The sequence below is a fragment of the Xanthobacter sp. 126 genome (assembly GCF_000526175.1).
Classification (GTDB): Bacteria; Pseudomonadota; Alphaproteobacteria; order Rhizobiales; family Xanthobacteraceae; genus Xanthobacter; species Xanthobacter aminoxidans.
In genome coordinates this window covers 2,300,147-2,317,037 of the sequence record NZ_JAFO01000001.1, presented here as the reverse complement: position 1 = coordinate 2,317,037, position 16,891 = coordinate 2,300,147, and the positions used below count along the sequence as shown (strand labels likewise).

At 68.8% G+C, this 16,891-nt stretch carries 9 protein-coding genes; 3 read left to right on the top strand and 6 right to left on the bottom strand.

From position 1 onward, the window contains the following. Nucleotides 1-28: 28 nt before the first annotated feature. The 6 genes from XAN126_RS0111095 to entS all read right to left on the bottom strand — a co-directional run bounded on the left by XAN126_RS0111095 (nucleotide 29) and on the right by entS (nucleotide 12,275). Nucleotides 29-7,237 carry a non-ribosomal peptide synthetase gene (locus XAN126_RS0111095; protein ID WP_024278668.1) on the bottom strand — a complete coding sequence of 2,403 codons (7,209 nt, stop codon included), beginning with the start codon at nucleotides 7,235-7,237 and terminating at the stop codon, nucleotides 29-31. A gap of 16 nt (nucleotides 7,238-7,253) precedes the next feature. Next, nucleotides 7,254-7,457, bottom strand: coding sequence for an MbtH family protein (locus XAN126_RS0111090; RefSeq protein ID WP_024278667.1), 204 nt, complete (start codon nucleotides 7,455-7,457; stop codon nucleotides 7,254-7,256). Nucleotides 7,458-7,467: 10 nt separating this feature from the next. Continuing rightward, entirely contained in the window at nucleotides 7,468-7,737 is a 270-nt protein-coding gene (locus XAN126_RS0111085) for a phosphopantetheine-binding protein (protein WP_024278666.1), read from the bottom strand. Between the two features lie 153 nt (nucleotides 7,738-7,890). Further along, entirely contained in the window at nucleotides 7,891-9,828 is a 1,938-nt protein-coding gene (locus XAN126_RS0111080; protein WP_024278665.1) for a MacB family efflux pump subunit, read from the bottom strand. Next, complete coding sequence (locus XAN126_RS0111075) at nucleotides 9,825-11,024, bottom strand: efflux RND transporter periplasmic adaptor subunit (protein ID WP_024278664.1); 1,200 nt, start codon at nucleotides 11,022-11,024, stop codon at nucleotides 9,825-9,827. Before XAN126_RS0111075 ends, XAN126_RS0111080 begins: the two co-directional genes overlap by 4 nt. Nucleotides 11,025-11,027: 3 nt before the next feature. After that, complete coding sequence (entS, locus tag XAN126_RS0111070; protein WP_024278663.1) at nucleotides 11,028-12,275, bottom strand: enterobactin transporter EntS; 1,248 nt, start codon at nucleotides 12,273-12,275, stop codon at nucleotides 11,028-11,030. 429 nt (nucleotides 12,276-12,704) lie between these two features. Between entS and XAN126_RS0111065 the strand changes: the two genes are divergently transcribed. The 3 genes from XAN126_RS0111065 (at nucleotide 12,705) to XAN126_RS0111055 (ending at nucleotide 16,846) form a co-directional block, all read left to right on the top strand. Beyond that, complete coding sequence (locus XAN126_RS0111065) at nucleotides 12,705-13,259, top strand: sigma-70 family RNA polymerase sigma factor (protein WP_081762606.1); 555 nt, start codon at nucleotides 12,705-12,707, stop codon at nucleotides 13,257-13,259. 153 nt (nucleotides 13,260-13,412) lie between these two features. Continuing rightward, nucleotides 13,413-14,312, top strand: coding sequence for a FecR domain-containing protein (locus XAN126_RS0111060; RefSeq protein WP_155982287.1), 900 nt, complete (start codon nucleotides 13,413-13,415; stop codon nucleotides 14,310-14,312). 107 nt (nucleotides 14,313-14,419) lie between these two features. After that, entirely contained in the window at nucleotides 14,420-16,846 is a 2,427-nt protein-coding gene (locus XAN126_RS0111055) for a TonB-dependent siderophore receptor (RefSeq protein WP_081762605.1), read from the top strand. The last annotated feature ends 45 nt before the right edge of the window (nucleotides 16,847-16,891 follow it).

Below are 16,891 nucleotides of genomic sequence, written 5' to 3'. Positions count from 1 at the left end.
ACCTCCGTGGGGTTGAAGGAGAAGCGGGCTAACCCGCCATCTGGCTGACGAGGCGCAGGCCTCTGCGTTCCCCCGCATCGCTCTCCTCGATCAGTGCGTTGAGCAGGGGACCGAGGATTTCCAGCGAGGCCGGGGAAACGATGTCCTCGTGCGAGCAGTGGGCGAGGCGGTGGATGGAGAGGCGGCCGACGCGGTGCGTCCACACGCTTTCGGGGTCGATCTCCGGCAGCATGGACTTGCACGCGACGAAGAGGGTGACGTGGCCGTCGTAGTCGTCGGTCCTTGCCTGCGAGAGCAGGGTCACGGCATCGCGATAATTCTCGAAGATGTGGCCGAACATCTCCTCCTTCTCGCGGCGAAAGTCGTCGTCCATCACATCGGCCATGGCGTCGTTGATGAACTTCTCCTGCTCGCGCTCGGCGCCGATATTGGCCTGCGCGCCCTCGGGATCGCTCCAGTCGTGGGCCTCGGCGGGATAGGTGTCGAGCAGGCCGAGGAAGCGCACGTCCTCGCCTTGCCGGCGCAGCCGCACCGCCATGCCGTAGGCGATGGTTCCGCCCAGCGAGTAGCCGAGGAGATAATAGGGGCCGTTGGGTTGCACCTCCCGCAGAATGGCGAGCTGGCGCTCGCACACCTCGTCCATGTCGGCACTGGTGGCGATGGGGCCGTGCGGCCGGGGCGACTGGAGGCCGACGATGGGCATGTCGCGGCGCAGGTAGCGCGACAGCACGCTGTACTGCCAGGACACGCCCGAGGCCGGATAGATGCACACCAGCGGCGTGCCGCGCCCCTCGCGCAGCCGCACCACCAGGTCGAAGCCGCTTTTCGCCATGCCGTCCACGATTTCGCCGGCAACCAGATGCTCGGCGAGCCGGGCGACGGTGGGCATCAGCACGATCTGCCCCACCGAGACCTGCCGCTTCAATTCGCGCCGGATGCGCGCCGCAAGCCGCATGGCCAGCAGGGAATGGCCGCCGAAGGCGAAGAAGTCGTCGTCCGCGCCGATCGTCTCGCGTTCCAGAAGGTCGGCGAAGATGGCGGCAAGCCGGCTTTCCAGCCCCGCCGCCGGCGGCCGTCCGCCGTCGCCCGCGCAGGGCCTGTCGGGCAGGGGCAGGGCCTTGCGGTCGAGCTTCCCGTTGGGGGAGAGCGGCACGGCATCGAGCACCATCAGCGCGGCGGGCACCATATGGGCCGGCAGTACAGCCTTGAGCGCCGCGCGCGCCGCATCAAGGTCGAGGGTGGCGCCGGGGGCGGGCACCAGATAGCCGACGATCTGGCGCGTATCGGCGCCTGTGGTGGCCGTCGCCCCGCCGAGGCTCGCCGCATGGGCGACGGCGCGGGCCACCCCCGGCATGCGCTCCATCTGCGCCTCGATCTCGCCCAGCTCCACGCGCTGGCCTCGGATCTTGATCTGGTGGTCGGTGCGGCCGAGATACTCCACCTCGCCACTGGCCAGCCAGCGGGCCACGTCGCCGGTGCGGTACATGCGCGCGCCCTCGGCGAAGGGATCGGCGACGAACCGCTCGGCGGTAAGTCCGGGGCGACTGAGATAGCCGTGGCCGAGCTGCACGCCGCAGAGATAAAGCTCGCCCGCACCCCCCACCGGCACCGGCCGCAGATGATGGTCGAGGATGCGCAGCGCGGTGTTCCACACCGGCCGGCCGATGGGCACGCCCCCCTCGCCCTCGGCGAGCGGCCCGCTGGCAGGCGCATAGGTCACATCCACCGCGGCCTCGGTGGGGCCGTAGAGATTGTGCAGCCGCGCGGCGGGAAGCGCGGCGGCGAAGCTGCGGGCGAGACCCTTCCCCAGCGCCTCGCCGCTGGCGAACACCGTGCGCAGGCTGCCGCACTCGGCCCCCCGTCCGGCCTCTCCCACCGCATCGAGGAAGAGGACGAGCATGGACGGCACGAAATGCAGGGTCGTTACGCCGTGCGCGGCGATGAGGCCGATGAGGGCATCGGGATCGCGGTGCGCCTCCGGCGGCGCCATCACCAGCCGGGCGCCGACGATGTAGGACCAGAAGAATTCCCACACCGAGACATCGAAGCCGCACGGCGTCTTCTGCAGCACCACGTCGCTGCCATCGAGCGGATAGGCGTGCTGCATCCACAGGATGCGGTTGACGATGGCCCTATGGGAGATCACCGCCGCCTTGGGCCGGCCGGTGGTGCCGGAGGTGTAGAGCACATAGGCGGGATGATCGGGCGTGAGGCCGTCCATCGGCACATATTCCCCGGCCTCGGCATCGGGGTCGGCGAGGGTATCGAAGAGGAGCGCCGGCACATGCTCCGGCAAGAGCGGACGCGTGGCGCTGTCGGTGACGACGAGCCGGGGCGCGGCGTCGTCCAGCATGTAGGCGAGCCGCTCGGCGGGATAGCCGAGGTCGAGGGGCAGGAAGGCGGCGCCGGCCTCGATCACCGCCAGCAGGGCGAGGCTGAGCCGCGCCGAGCGCGGCAGCGCCACAGCCACCACGTCGCCGGGGAGAACCCCGGCCGCGCGCAGTTCCCCCGCAAGGTGCAGCACCTGGTGGCGCACCTCGCTGAAGGTGAGCGCATGGGCCTCGTCCACCAGCACCACCGCCTCCGGCGTGCGCGCCGCCTGCGCCACCAGGAGGTCACGCAGGGTGAGCGCCGGCAAAGGCCGCTCCGTGGCGTTGATGGACGCCATGAAGGAGAGGTCCTCGGCGGAGGCCATGGGGAGCGCGGCGAGCGGCAGGCCGGGCGCGGTGGCGAGGGCATCGAGGAGGCCGGCGACGCGGCGGGCGAAAGCCCCGGCGTCGGCCAGCGCCCCCCGGTTCTCCACCAGCAGGGTCAGCGCGGCGCCGGGCAGCACCAGCAAGGCGAGCGGATAATGGCTGTAGCCGCGGTTGCGGATGTCGGCGAGCCTGACGCCGGCCATGTCCTGGTCGAGATAGTCGCTGTCGGGATAGTTCTCCACCACCAGAAGGGTGTCGAACAGGGCGCCGCTGCCGGCGGCTTCCTGGATCTCGCCGAGCCCCAGCCCGTCGTGCTCCATCAGCCGGGCGTGGCGGGACTGCATGGCCTCCATCTGGTCCCACAGGCTCGCGCCGGCATCGAGACGGACGCGGACGGGGACCGTGTTGAGGAACAGGCCCACCTGCGCCTCGATCCCGGGCACCTGCGCCGCGCGGCCGGAGACGGGGGTGCCGAACACCACGTCGTCGCGCCCGGCCATGGCGCCGACGACCGCCCCCCACACCGCCTGCATCAGAATGTTGAGCGTGACCCCGCGCCGCCGGGCCTCGCCGAGCAGCGCCTCTGTCCGCTCGGGGCTCAGCGTGAAGACGGCTTCCTCCACCGTGCCGGTGGGCGGCACCTGCTCGAACAACCGGCACGGCGCCACGCCGGCGAGCGCCTCGGCCCAGACCGACCGGCTCTCCGAGAGGTCCCGCGCCGCGAGGGTTCGCACCACCTCCCCGTAGGAGACCGGCAGCGCTGCAAGCGGGGCGTCCTCGCGATAGGCACGGACGACGTCACGGAGCAGCAGCGGCGTGGACCAGCCATCGATCATCAGGTGATGGACAAGGACGATGAGCACATGGCGCTCGGGCGCAAGGCGCACGAGGTCGGCATGGACGAGCCGCCGGAAGGCGGGCGCGACGAGGTTGCGCTCCCCTGCCCCGGCCTCGATCCGTTCGAGGGCTGCGGCGCGCGCGCCGGGCTCCAGCGCCACGAGGTCATGAACGGCGAAGGGCCACAGGGGCCCCTCACCCGCCCCCTGCCCAGGCTCCGGCACCACCAGCAGCGGCTCCTCGCCAGCCGTGTCGAACAGCCCGCCAAGCTGGGGATGCCGGCGCATCACGGTATCGAACGCCCGCCTGAGGCGCGCCACGTCGAGGGGACCCTCCAGCTCGATGCGGGTGAAGGCGTTGTAATTGTCCGCCTGACCGCCGAGCTGGGCGTGGAACAGCATGCCCTTCTGCGTCGGCAGCACCGGCAGCACCTCGGAGATGGCGCCATAGCGGGCCTTGAGGGCCATCATCTCCATCGGGGCCACCCGGTGCTGCGGCGCAGGCGTGGCCGAGGCGGCAGCGGGGGCGATGGCCGCCATGGCATGGGCCATGCGGCGGGGATCGCGGCACAGGAAGACATCGCGCGGGCGCAGGGAAAACCCTTCGCCGCGCAGCAGATTGCACAGCACGATGGCGCTGATGCTGTCGCCCCCCAGCGCGAAGAAGTCGCTTTCGGCGTCCACCGCCGGCAATTTGAGGGCCGCCGCCATGGCCCGGGCCACGCGCATTTCCTCGGGCGTCGATGGCGCAACGGCCACGGCCGCGGACGGCGACGGGAGGCGGGCACGGTCCACCTTCCCGTTCACATTGAGCGGGAAGGCCTCCAGGATCATGATGATGGCCGGCACCATGTAGTCCGGCAGGCGATCCCTGAGCGAGCTGCGGAGGTCCTGCGCGCGCCAGGCCCGCGCGCGGGGATCATCCACGCCTTCCAGCGTGCAATAGGCGACGAGACGGTGGCTCTCGTTGATGGGCTCGGCCACCACCAGCGCGGTCTCGACGCCCGGCAGCGCGGCGAGCGCGCTCTCGACCTCCGTCAGCTCGACGCGGTAGCCGCGGATCTTGACCTGATGATCGGCGCGGCCGAGGAACTCGATCTGGCCATCCGCCGTCCATCGCACCAGATCGCCCGTGCGATACAGGACCCCGCCGTCGGCGGCCGGATCGGCCACGAACCGTTCGGCGGTCATGCCGGGCCGGCCGCAATAGCCGCGGGCAAGGCCGGGGCCTGAGATGTAGAGTTCGCCCACGGCACCGGTGGGAACGGCGTCGAGCCGCCGGTCGAGGACCCGGACGCGCGTGTTGCCGATGGGCCGGCCCACGACGGGGGCCAGCGTCTCGTGGACGTCCGCGCGCAGCGTGTCCACGGTGTATTCGGTCGGTCCATAGAGATTGTGGGCGTGAAGGGCGGGATGGCGCCGCAGGGCGCTCCACAGGCTGGGCGACGCCGCCTCGCCGCCGATCAGCAGCACGGTCGGATGATGCTCGCCCCCCTCCATCAGCCCTGAGCCCAGCATCTGCGCACTGAAGGAGGGCGGCAGGTCGAACGCATCGATCGATCGATCGCGCATGTGCGCAACGAGGGCGTGCGCATCGCGCCGCAGGTCTTCGTCGATGACGTGCAGTTCCTGCCCCAGGATCATCCAGAACAGCTGGAGCCAGGAGGAATCGAAGGCGAAGGAATGGGTGTGCGCAGCCCTCAGCGCGCGGCCCGGATGCCGGGCGCGGAACGCTTCGAGGCCGGGGCCGTAGATATCGCGCCAATGGGAGGAGACAAGGTTGAGGAGCGCGCCGTGGGTGTTCATCACCCCCTTGGGGCGTCCGGTGGAGCCCGAGGTGAAGATGAGGGCCGCCACGTCTTCCGCGCGGATCGGCCGGGCGCGCTCGTCGGCGCGGATGGCCATGCCGGACAGGCCGGCGACGGCGGCGGAAAACGCCGGGTCATCGAGGCACAGCGCCCGGACGCCGGCCGGTACATGGCGTGCCGCCGCCTGCGTGGTCAGCGCCAGCCGGGGGCCGGCATCGGCGCACATGGCGGCGAGGCGATCCGACGGATGGTCAAGGTCGAGCGGCATGTAGGCGCCGCCGCTGGCCAGCACCGCCATGAGGACAATAACCGCATCGGCCGAGCGCGGCAGGGCGACCGCCACCGGCTCGCCCGGTCCTACGCCCTCCGCCATCAGCCGGCGCGCCAGCCGAAACGCCTGCGTAGACATCGCCGCGAAGGTGAGCCGCCGCGCCCCGCAGACGAGGGCGACCGCGTCGGGCGTGCGGCCCGCTTGCGACACGAAGAGGTCGAGGATCGTCGTTGCGCCGTCGAGTGGCAGCGTCGGCACGCCTTCGGCCCAGCGGGCGAGAGCGCCGGCCTCCTGCGGCCCCATGACGGGCAGCGCGCAGACCGGGGTTCGGGGCGCCTGCCGGAACGCTTCCAGCAGGCATTCCAGCCGGGCACCGTGGCGCGTGAGATCGGCCGGAGCGTAGCGGCCCGAATCCGCGCGCAGCTCCAATGTGATCCGCCCATCATGGATCTGGAGGCCGAACTCGATGTCGTCCACCGGGCCGGTGGCGATGTGACGGGTGGTGCCGCGCACCCCGCCGAAGGTGAGGTCGTAGTCGAACAGGCGATAGTTCACCACCGGGCCGTAGAGCGCCCGGCCGCTGCCCACATAGCCGAGGTCGCGCTGGATCTGCTCGGCATCGTAGCGCTGGTGGCGTCGCACCTCGCGCAGGGCGGCCTTCACCCGTTCCGACGTGTGCAGCAGCCCCGCGGCCGGATCGATCTCGATGCGCACCGGCAGAACATTGACCATCGGCGCCACGGCAGCGGCGGCGGCCGAACCCATGCGCCGCATGAAGGGCACGCCCAGCACCTGCTGCGTCCCGCCGCCCATGCGGTGGAGATAAGCCGCCACCGCGGCCATCAGGATGTCGAACACGGCGACACCGGCGTCTGCGGCGATGCCCTCCAGCGCCGGCAGCATCTCCTGCGGAAAGGTCCGGCTGGACGCGATGATGCGGGCGGGCGCGCCCTCCGCCGGGCCAGCCCCGAAGCGGGCCGAGAGGTCGCAGGGGGGGGGAAGATCCCGGCAATAGGCACCCCAGAAGGCGCGATCCCGACCACACGCCGGGGACGCCACATAGGCGCAATGCTCCTCCACCACCGCTGCCGCGCCGGTGAAGGGCGAGGAACCCGCCGGCCGCCCCTCCGCCCGCGCTGTATAGATCTCGGCGATGCGGCGCGTGAGGGCGGTGAAGCTGAAGCCGTCCAGCATCAAATGGTGATAGCGCTGGTACCACAGCCAGCGCGGCGGCGCCCCGTCGGGCGCAAGCCGCATGAGGACCTGCCGGCAGAGCGGGCGCGCGCCATTCGCGGGCAGGCCCTCGGCGATGTCCTCCGCCATCAGCGCCTGAGCCGCGGCCGCGGGATCGGCGGTGCCGGAAAGGTCCAGATGCTCCAGCCTCGCGCCGGCCGGCACGCCGGCCTCCGGCAGCACCTGCCAAGTGCCCGCCGCGTCCGAGAAGAAGCGCGCGCCGACGGTGTCCGCCTCGGCGAGGCCGGACACCACCGCATCCGCGAGGACGTCGATCGCGACGGGACCGTCGAGTTCCACCGCGTGGGCGATGACATAGGTGTTGCCCCGCCGGTCGATCTGGTCGGCGAGCCAGATGCCGAGCTGGGTGCTGACGAGGGGGAGCATGCGCATGGGAAACGTCTTCCGGTCAGCCGGCGATGGGCATCAGGTCGCGCCATTCGCTCTCGATGAAGGCGAGGCAGGCCGCGCGCGCGTCGGGTCCGTGCACGATGCGCCAGCCCGGGGGCGGCGCGCGGAAATTGGGCCACAGGCTGTACTGGCCGGCGGCGTTCACCAGCGCCAGGAAGGCGTGGCGCTCGTCGTCGAAGGGGTTGACGTGCTGGTCGTCCACCGCCGCCTCCTCACGCTGCGCCGGTGGACTTGCTCTTCAGCAAATCCCAGAGGGCGTCGAGGGTGGCGCAGCGGGCGAGTTCGACGAAGCTCACCTCCACGCGCGCCGCCTTCCACTCGCTGACGATCTGCATGGCGGCGATGGAGTTCAGGCCGAAATCCATGAGGTTGTCGTCGTCCGCGGGCTCCTCGTCGAGGAAGCGCCGCAGCTGGGCGCGCAGCGCGTCCTTGGACAAAGGAGCGGCAGGATCGGGCGCGGAAAGGCATGTATCGGAGATCAAGGCGTCATCCTTCCGGTGAAGGTGAAGTGCAGATAACCGCTATCTTGCACTCGTATCGCACCAAACCGTGATGCGCCAGGAAGGAAAAAAGCCATGAAAAATCGTCAAATACTGTAGATCTATTCAAATATACTTCCCTGTATTCGCAGATCGCTATTCGTGCGCCAGCGCCACCACAGGATCGAGCCGCGCCGCACGGCCGGCAGGCATGGTGCCGAACACGAGGCCGGTGCCGATAGCGGCGGCGAGCGCCAGCGCGATGGCCTTCAATTGAAACACCACGGAAAAGCCCAGCAGCAGCGCCGCGCCGATGCCGGTGCCGAGCCCCAGCACCAGCCCCGCGAGGCCGCCCACGGCGGCCAGGATCATCGCCTCGGCCAGGAACTGGCTGCGGATGTCGGCGGCGGAGGCGCCCACCGCCATGCGGATGCCGATCTCGCGCGTGCGCTCGGTGACGCTCATGAGCATGATGTTCATGACGCCGATGCCGCCCACCAGCAGCGACACCGAGGCGACCACTGCCAGCAGCCCGGCCATGGCCGACTGGGTCTGCGCCAACGCGGCGATGCGGCTCGCCATGTCGTTGACGAAGAAATCCTCCATGCGATGGCGCGCCGCCAGCGTCTCGGTGATGAGGCGCTTGGTCTCGGCGAGGCGCGCAGTGTCCTTCACCGTGACCTGGATGCCGCCGAGGTCGGTGGAGCCGTTGAGCCGGCTGGCGGCGGTAGACAACGGCAGCACCACCCGGTCGTCGCGGTCCATGCCGCGCTCGTCCGGCCCCTTGGGTTCGAGAACGCCGATGACGAGGAAAGGGATGCCGTTGGCGAGGATGTGCCGCCCGCTCGGGTCGGCAACGCCGGGAAAGAGCCGCGCGGCCACCGCGGCGCCGAGCACCATCACCGGCGCCCCTGCCCGCTCGTCCGCAGCGGTGAAGAAGGCGCCCGGGCGGGTCGCCCAGCGGAACGTCTCGGGATAGGCGACGGAGGTGCCGAACGCCTCCGAGCGGATGGAGACCGCGCCCGCGGTGAGGGTGACGGTGGTCCAGCGGCCGGGATTGACCGTCTTGACGTTGGGCAGGTCCTCCAGCGCCTGCGCATCGGCGAGGGTCATGCGTCCGCCGGGCAGCGCCGGGTTGTCATTGTCCGGCATCACCACGATCCAGTCGGTGCCGGTGGCGGCGGCGCGGGTGAGCACCTCGCGGCGGGTGCCCTCGCCGATGGCCATCATGGCAATCACCGAGGCCGTGCCGATGACGATGCCGAGCAGGGTGAGCGCGGTGCGGAACGGATTGCCCGAGAGCCCGGCGAGGGCGGAGCGCAACGCCTCGGACAAGGCGAACCAGGCGGGCGCGGCCCGCGCCGGCGCCATCGCCGCGGCGGGCGGCTCGATGACTTCCGCCCCGCGGGTGTCGCTGACGATCTGCCCGTCGCGGATCTCCACGATCCGCCGGGCGCGCCGCGCCACTTCGGGGTCGTGGGTGATGAGGATGACCGTGTGGCCCTCCGCCGCGAGGGATTTCAAGAGGTCCATCACAGCGGCGCCGCTGGCGCTGTCGAGGGCGCCGGTGGGCTCGTCGGCGAGGATCACGCGCCCGCCGTTCATCAAAGCGCGGGCGATGGAAACGCGCTGCTGCTGGCCGCCCGAGAGCTGGTCCGGCCGGTGGTCCAGCCGGTCGCCGAGGCCCAGCCGCACGAGCAGGTCGGCCGCGCGTTTGTCCCGTGCGGCGCCGTCGAGGCCGGCGTAGACCGCCGGCAGCGCCGCGTTGCTCCGCGCGCTCACGCCCGGCAGGAGGTGGTAGCGCTGGAACACGAAGCCGAACACGGCGCGCCGCAGCCGCGCCTGGGCATCGCGCGACAGGGTGCTCACATCCTCCCCGGCGAAGCGGTAGCTGCCGCCGCTCGGCCGGTCGAGCAGGCCGAGGATATGCATGAGCGTGGACTTGCCCGAGCCGGACTGCCCGACGATGGCGACGAATTCGCCGGCATGGATGGTGAGGTCGATGCCGCGCAGCACCTCGGTCGTCACCGCGCCTTCGGTGAAGGCGCGGCGGATGCCGGACAAGGCGATGAGCGGCTCGCCCGGCGCCGTCACTGGGTGAAGCGGATGGCGCTCCGCTCCTCCTGCGCGCGCTCGCCGGTGATGACGCGCTCGCCCTCGGCGAGCCCTTCCAGCACCTCCGCCTCGAAGCGGGTGCGCACGCCGATCCGGACGGTGCGGACGGCGATGCCTCCCGGCCCGATGACCCGCACGGTGGAGCGGTCCCGCGCGCCCTCCACCGGCTCCAGCGCCGCAACGGGCACGATGAGCGCGTTCTCCGCCCGCGCGGTGACGAAGAAGGTCTGCGCGCTCATCTGCGGGCGCAGCTCTCCGTCCGGGTTGGGCACGTCGAACAAGGCGGTGTAGAGCACCACGCCGTTTCCGATGGCGCTGCCGGCGGCGGGCGGCGGGGCGCCGGAGCCTGCCGCCTGCGCCGGACCAGGCAGGATCTGCCGCACCGTGCTCTCCCAGCGCTGGTCGGGATGGCCGAGGGTGGAGAACCACACCGGCATGCCGGCCTTCAGCCGCGGCACGTCTGCTTCGGCTACCTGCGTCCACACCGTCATCACCGAGAGGTCGGCGATGCGCAGCACTTGCGGCGTCTGGTAGGTTGCGACCAGGGTCTGGCCCTGCCGCGCCTCGACCGACACCACGGTCCCGGCCATGGGGGCGTAGATCTTGGTGTAGCGCAGCTGGGCCTCGTTGGAGCGCAGGGTGGCTGTCAGCTGCCGGATCTGCGCGCGGGTCATCTCCAGCTGCGCGGCGGCGGCGGCGGACTCCATGGCAGCGCGGTCGTTCTCCTCGGTGCTGGTGAACTGGTTGCGGGCGAGGCGCGCCTGCCGCTGGGCGCGGTCATTGGCGAAGCGCGCGCGGGCCTCCAGATCGATCAACTGGGCCTTGAGGCGGGCGATCTCGGCCTCGCCGGCCTCCACCTGCGCTTCCTGCAGGGTGGGGTCGATCTCGGCAAGTAGTTGGCCCTCCGCCACCCTGTCGCCCTCGTGCACATGGAGGCGCAGCAATTGTCCGGAAGCCTGCGCACCCACATCCACATAGTCGCGGGGCTGAAGACGGCCCAGGGCGCTCACGCTCTCCTCGATGCTGCCGCGGCGGACCACCGCCGTGTCGAAGCGCGGTTCCTCCGAATTGGCACCGGGCCGGGCGTCGAGGATGAAGGCCGCAGCCCCCAGCGCCACGCCCAACGCCAGCAGCAGGCCGCCGCGCCGGGCGATACGGGTGGAGAACACACCCATGGCCTAGCCTTCCGCCGCCGGCTGGCCCTTGCCGGCAAGCGCGGGGTCCGGCCGTCGGTGCGGGTTGAAGCCGAGGGTTATCAGCCCGCCGACGACCAGCGCGCCGAAGCCCATGACCATCAGGCCGGTCTTCGGCAGGGCTTGCGCCAGCGCGCCGATGCCGACCGCGCCGATGCTGTCGCCGGCCACATCCTGCGCGCCCCACAGGCTGTTGATGCGGCCAAGGAAGTGGTCCGGCGTGTGGTTCTGGATGATGGTGTATTGCAGGAGAGAGGCGATGGAATTGGCATAGCCATAGACCACCAGCGCCGCGAGGATGAGGCCGATGTGGCCGGCGGCGCCAAGCGCGATCACGCTGGAGAAGCCGAGCGCGCACAAGGCGGACATGGCAAGCTCCGGCCGGCGCAGCCCGTGTGCCCAGCCGCTCAGCATTGCGCCCAGCGTCGCGCCCAGCGGCACCGCCGAATACATGAGCCCGATCTCGAACGCGCCGCCTCCCAGCGTCTCGGAGACGATGGCCGGAAACAGGATGCGGATGGAGGTGGTGAAGGTCAGGAGCGTGCCCATGGCGAAAACGAGGAGCAGGCGCTGATGCCGGAACAGGAAAGCGAAGGCCGAGGCCATCATCCGCAACGGGTGCTGCCCCTCCTGCCGTTCGGGCACCATGGACGGCAGGGAGAGGAGCGTGAGCACGGTGACGAGGGTGCCGGCGGCCGCGCCCACATAATTCCAGAAGAGACCGTCCAGGGCGATGATGGCGCCGCCCACGGCGGGCGAGACGATGGTGGCAAATCGCGTCACCAGCATGCCAAGCGCCCCCGCCTGCATGATGTTCTCGCGCCCGACGATGAACGGCATAGCCGCCATCAGGGCCGACACGCCCAGCGCGCCGAAGAACCCGTCCCACAAGGCCAGCGCGTAGAGCAGGGTCAGCGACGGAGACTCCATGACGCTGTTCAGCGCGAGGCCGAGAAAGCCGATGCCGCAGGTGGTCCGCGCGAACAGGATCAGGTCGCGCCGGTCGCAAGTATCCGAGAGCACGCCGCCAATGAGCAGGCCGGCGAACATGCCGATGCCATCGAGCGCCGCCACCAGCCCCACCTGCACGGTCGAGCCCGTGAGCGTGAAAACCTGCACCGGCACGCTCACCGTGAGGAGGCCGAGGCTCATCAGCGAGATGCCACGGGCGATGAGCAGGTTGCGGAAAGTAGGATTGCGCCGGAGCAACGACGGATCAACCAGGAACCTCACGACGTGCCTCGCATCAAGAGCCCGGTCCGGCGCACAGGTGCGCGCGACGCCGCTTAGGCGGCCGGTTCAAATCTAGGATGCAAGAAGATAAACACGGCCGTCATTCGCGGTCCACGGACGCAAGGATGATTGGAGCGTCAAATATCCTTGCGCAAGCGTATATTTGCGCAACCGATTTTGGAATTTATAAAGTTAAAATATCTGAATGATTTACCTCAACAGAGTTATTTCGTCTGAGCGGAAGGAAACGCCGGGGCAAGGGGGGCCGATCTATGACCTGCCACCGCCGTGAGTAGGGCCCGAAACTCTAACTGCCGGCGGTCCAACAATGGTCTTGGATCAATCTCGGAATGCCTGATCGAACCATCAACTGTTTCGAACTGTAGGAATTAAAAACTATAGGCGTTGCTTTGGTGTGGATCCGTGCCCATGCTGCTTGGACGTCCTGTGGAAACAACGTTCACGAGCAGCATCGCGATGACCCGCGCAAGCAACATGGCCGGACTTTATCTCTCTGAGAAAGGGCAGCTTGCGCGCGTCATCCAGCGGATCGTCCGAAACAGCTCGACGGCCGAAGACCTCGTGCACGACAGCTTCGTCACCCTGATCGGCAAGGAGCCGGACGCGTCCATCCGGGACCAGGTCGCCTACCTCACACGCATCGCGCAGAATCTCGCTCTCGATCATCGCCGGCGCGAGGCGCGGATGTCGAGCTTGGAGGAGGCAGCCATCTTCGATCTGGCCGATGCCAGCCCCTCCCCCGAAACCGTCGTGGCCGATAGGGACGCGCTGGTTCAGACCCTGAAAATCCTCGCTGCGATGCCGGAGCGGACACAGCGTGCCTTCCAGATGCACCGCCTCGGGGAAATGACGCTTGCCCAGATCGCGGTGGAACTCTCGATCTCGACCGCTCATGCCGGCCGGCTGGTGATGGACGGCTATCGCCGCATCCGCGACGGGCTGCGCGCCGCCGGGGTGGAGTGACGCGGTTCGACACTGCACGAGAAATTTCCCCGCGCCGATCGTCCTTGATAAGCAGAGCCGGGTGCCTTGACGGTTTCCGCCGGGGCGTTCGCCCGAAGATGTGCAGTGGGTGCCTTGATGTCTGGGGAAAGTGACGACCTCTGGAACGAAGCGATGGCGCTGCTGCTGGCCTGGCACGAACGGCCGGACGACGAGGCGGCGCGAGCGGAGATCCGGCGGTTCTGTTCCCTCAGCGGTGAGCACCGCGCGGCGTGGGAAGAAGCAAAGCGTGTGTTCCGGGTCACCGGCGCCGCCGTAGGCGCCGACCGTCGCCAGCGGCGCGGGCGTGTCAGCCGCCGCCAGGTCACGCTGGGGCTGGGGGCTCTGGCATTGCTGGCCGGCGGGGCGCTGGCGGGTCCGCGGCTGTGGCGAGGATGGCGCGCGGACATCGTCACGGGCGTTGCCGAAGTCCGCGCGGTCCGGCTTGCCGATGGCAGCCTCCTGTCCCTCGGGCCGGACAGCGCGATCGCCGTGACACTCGGCCCTTCGGAGCGCCGGATCACTCTCTTGGAGGGCATGATCATGTGCGACGTGGCGAAGGATTCTGCTCGGCCCTTCGTCGTCGCCACCGTCGGGCTCACCGCAACGGCCATCGGCACACGTTTCGAGGTGGCGCGCAATGCGGATTTCAGCCGTGCGGCCGTCGAGGAAGGCCGCGTAGGAATAGCACTCGACGGTGCCGCCCCTTGGGCAACGCTGGAGCCCGGCGACTGGCTTTCGGTGGAAACCGGTAGCCGCTCCGTGCGACGCGGGCGCGGTGATCCGGCGCAGGTGGGCGCATGGCGGCAAAACCTTGTCACCGCCGACCAGGATACGATCGAAAATGTGGTGGCTCAAATTGCCCGCTGGCACCGCGGGCGGGTGCTTATAGCGGACCCCGGCCTTGCCGCGGCGCCCGTGAGCGGCCTGTTTGACCTAAACGATCCCGACGCCGCCCTGGCGGCGGTGGTCAAGCCTTACGGCGGCAAGGTCCGGCACATCTCCCCGTGGCTCACCGTGCTGTCGGGCATCTGAAATTTTTTCCGCGCGGCAGGAGAAATTCCGCGCCCTGATCCGTCGAGCATTCACGGGAACACGCGCCACGGCGCGCGTGCCGACCACGATGCGACGGAGACGGGGGAATGAGTTCAATGCACAGCAAGGCCTGGCGGCGCGCCATTGCTGCATCCCTGGCGCTATCGGGGGCGACATGCGGAAGCGCATGGGCGCAATCGCCGCCGGCGACGTCGACGGCGGGCCGCGTGATTGCCTTCTCCATTCCGGCGGGCAGCGTCACGACCGCCCTCGTGGCGTTTGGGCGGCAGGCGGGTGTCCAGGTCAGCTACATTCCCTCGGTTGCCGCGAACCTGACCACCCAAGGTGTGTCCGGCACCATGACAGCTGAAGCTGGCGCCGAGCGGATGCTCGTGGGTACCGGGCTGGTTGCGCACCTTTCCGGCCGAACCCTCGTCGTCGCCCGCCCGGGAGCCTCCGGGGACGGCGGTGCCGCATTTGCCGGCGGCGCCATCACGCTCGACCCAGTTGAGGTCCAGGCGGACACGCAATCGCCGATCGGACCAGGTGTCGGCTTCCTGGCAACGCAGACCCTCACGGGCTCCAAGACCGACACGCCGCTGATCGAGATCCCGCAGTCGATCTCGGTGGTTACGCAGGACCAGATGAAGAGCCAGGCGACACAGACGGTCGGAGAAGCCCTGCGGTATACGCCGGGCGTCCTTGCCGAGGAATATGGCGGCACCGACCTCAGGCTCGACCGCTTCATGATCCGCGGCTTCCAGGGCAGCATGCCCTTCCTCGACGGTCTGCCGACCATCAGCCGCTACACCCTGCTCTCACCCTATATCGATCCCTTTTCGCTTGAGCGTATCGAGGTGCTGCGCGGCCCCTCGTCGGTGCTCTATGGACAGAACATTCCTGGCGGCATCGTGAACGCGGTGTCGAAGCGCCCGACCGAGACCGCCTTCGGCGAGTTCGAGGTGGAAGGGCTCTGGCCGCAGGGCGGACAGGCCTCGTTCGATTTCGGCGGGCCGGCCAACAAGGACGGGACGGTGCTCTACCGCTTCACCGGCCTCTATCGCAACAGCGAGACTCAGGTGGATCAGGTCAACACCGAGCGCTACTTCCTCGCGCCGGCTGTGACCTTCGCCCCGGACGACAATACGACGCTCACCATTCTCGCCAACGCGGGACACTCCAACGACGGCGTCCTCGCGCAGAACCTGCCGGCGCTGGGAACCCTTTATCCGGCCGTGTTCGGCAAGATTCCGACCAACCTTTTCATCGGCGAGCCCGATTTCAACAAGGTCGAGCGCAGCAGCTATTCGATTGGCTACAATTTCGAGCACCGCTTCAACGATATCTGGACCGTGCGCCAGAACCTGCGCTATTCGGACACCACGGTGGAGGTGCAGCAGGTCGGAACGGCAGGCTACGTTCCCGGCAATCCCCTGGAGCTCAGTCGCTGGACCCTCGGAGCCGACGCCGCACAGCAGAATTTCGCCGTCGATAACCAGGTTCAGGCCGAGTTCAAGACCTTTGACCTCGCGCATAAGGTCCTCGTGGGTCTGGATTATTTTCATTCTCACGACACCTGGATCGAGCGAGACGGGTCCGCTTCGCCGCTGAATGTATTATTCCCGGTCTATGGCCAGCCCTACACCCTGCCGCCCGTTGACTTCGCGACCAGAGACACGCTCAACCAGACCGGGCTCTACGCCCAGGATCAAATCAAGTGGAACCGCTGGACCTTGACGGTAGGCGGACGACAGGACTGGGCGCAGACCGACACGACCAAGCTTTTGACCGCGACCACGATTCCCCAGGATGACTCCGCCTTCACTTGGCGCGCCGGCGTCGTCTATGAATTCGACAACGGGTTTGCTCCATACGTCAGCTATTCGACCTCGTTCCAGCCGGTCATCGGTGTGGATTCCAACGGGAATCCCTTGTTGCCAACCACCGGCACCCAATACGAGGTCGGCGTGAAGTATCAGCCGCCGGGCTCGCAGGTCTTTTTCACCCTTGCCGCGTTCAACCTCGAACAGAACAACATGCCGACCCTGCAGCCGACCCCAAGCAACCCCTACAACATCGCGCAGATCGGCTCGGTGCGCATTCGGGGCATCGAGGCGTCGGCGGTGGGCAATCTGGGTGCCGGGCTGAAATTGGTCGCCGCTTATACTTACAACGACGCTGAGATCACCGCTGACGGCCAGGGGAATGTGGGCAACACGCCGAAGGACGTGCCCACCAACATGGCCAGCCTGTGGCTCGACAAAACGCTGGAGGACGGCGACTTCAAAGGCCTCGGTGCCGGCGGAGGATTCCGCTATGTGGGCGATCGCTTCGGCGACAATGCCAACACGATCGCCTTGCCCGCGAACCTGCTGTGGGACGCAGCCATCCATTACGATCGGGACAATTGGCGGTTCGCTCTGAACGCCAAGAACGTGTTCGACACGACCTACGTCGCCACCTGTGACAGCGTCTATTTCTGCTACTATGGCCTCAGGCGGACAGTTGTCGGCTCCATCACCTACAAGTGGTGAGCCTGTCCCATGGCGAGATGGCCCGTTCCCCCGCCCCGCTCGGGC

Excerpts from the sequence above, each read along its gene's own strand:
- XAN126_RS0111095 (WP_024278668.1), bottom strand. The coding sequence starts at position 7,237 with ATGCGCATGCTCCCCCTCGTCAGCACCCAGCTCGGCATCTGGCTCGCC.
- XAN126_RS0111075 (WP_024278664.1), bottom strand. The coding sequence starts at position 11,024 with ATGGGTGTGTTCTCCACCCGTATCGCCCGGCGCGGCGGCCTGCTGCTG.
- XAN126_RS0111065 (WP_081762606.1), top strand. The coding sequence starts at position 12,705 with ATGCTGCTTGGACGTCCTGTGGAAACAACGTTCACGAGCAGCATCGCG.
- XAN126_RS0111060 (WP_155982287.1), top strand. The coding sequence starts at position 13,413 with ATGGCGCTGCTGCTGGCCTGGCACGAACGGCCGGACGACGAGGCGGCG.
- XAN126_RS0111055 (WP_081762605.1), top strand. The coding sequence starts at position 14,420 with ATGAGTTCAATGCACAGCAAGGCCTGGCGGCGCGCCATTGCTGCATCC.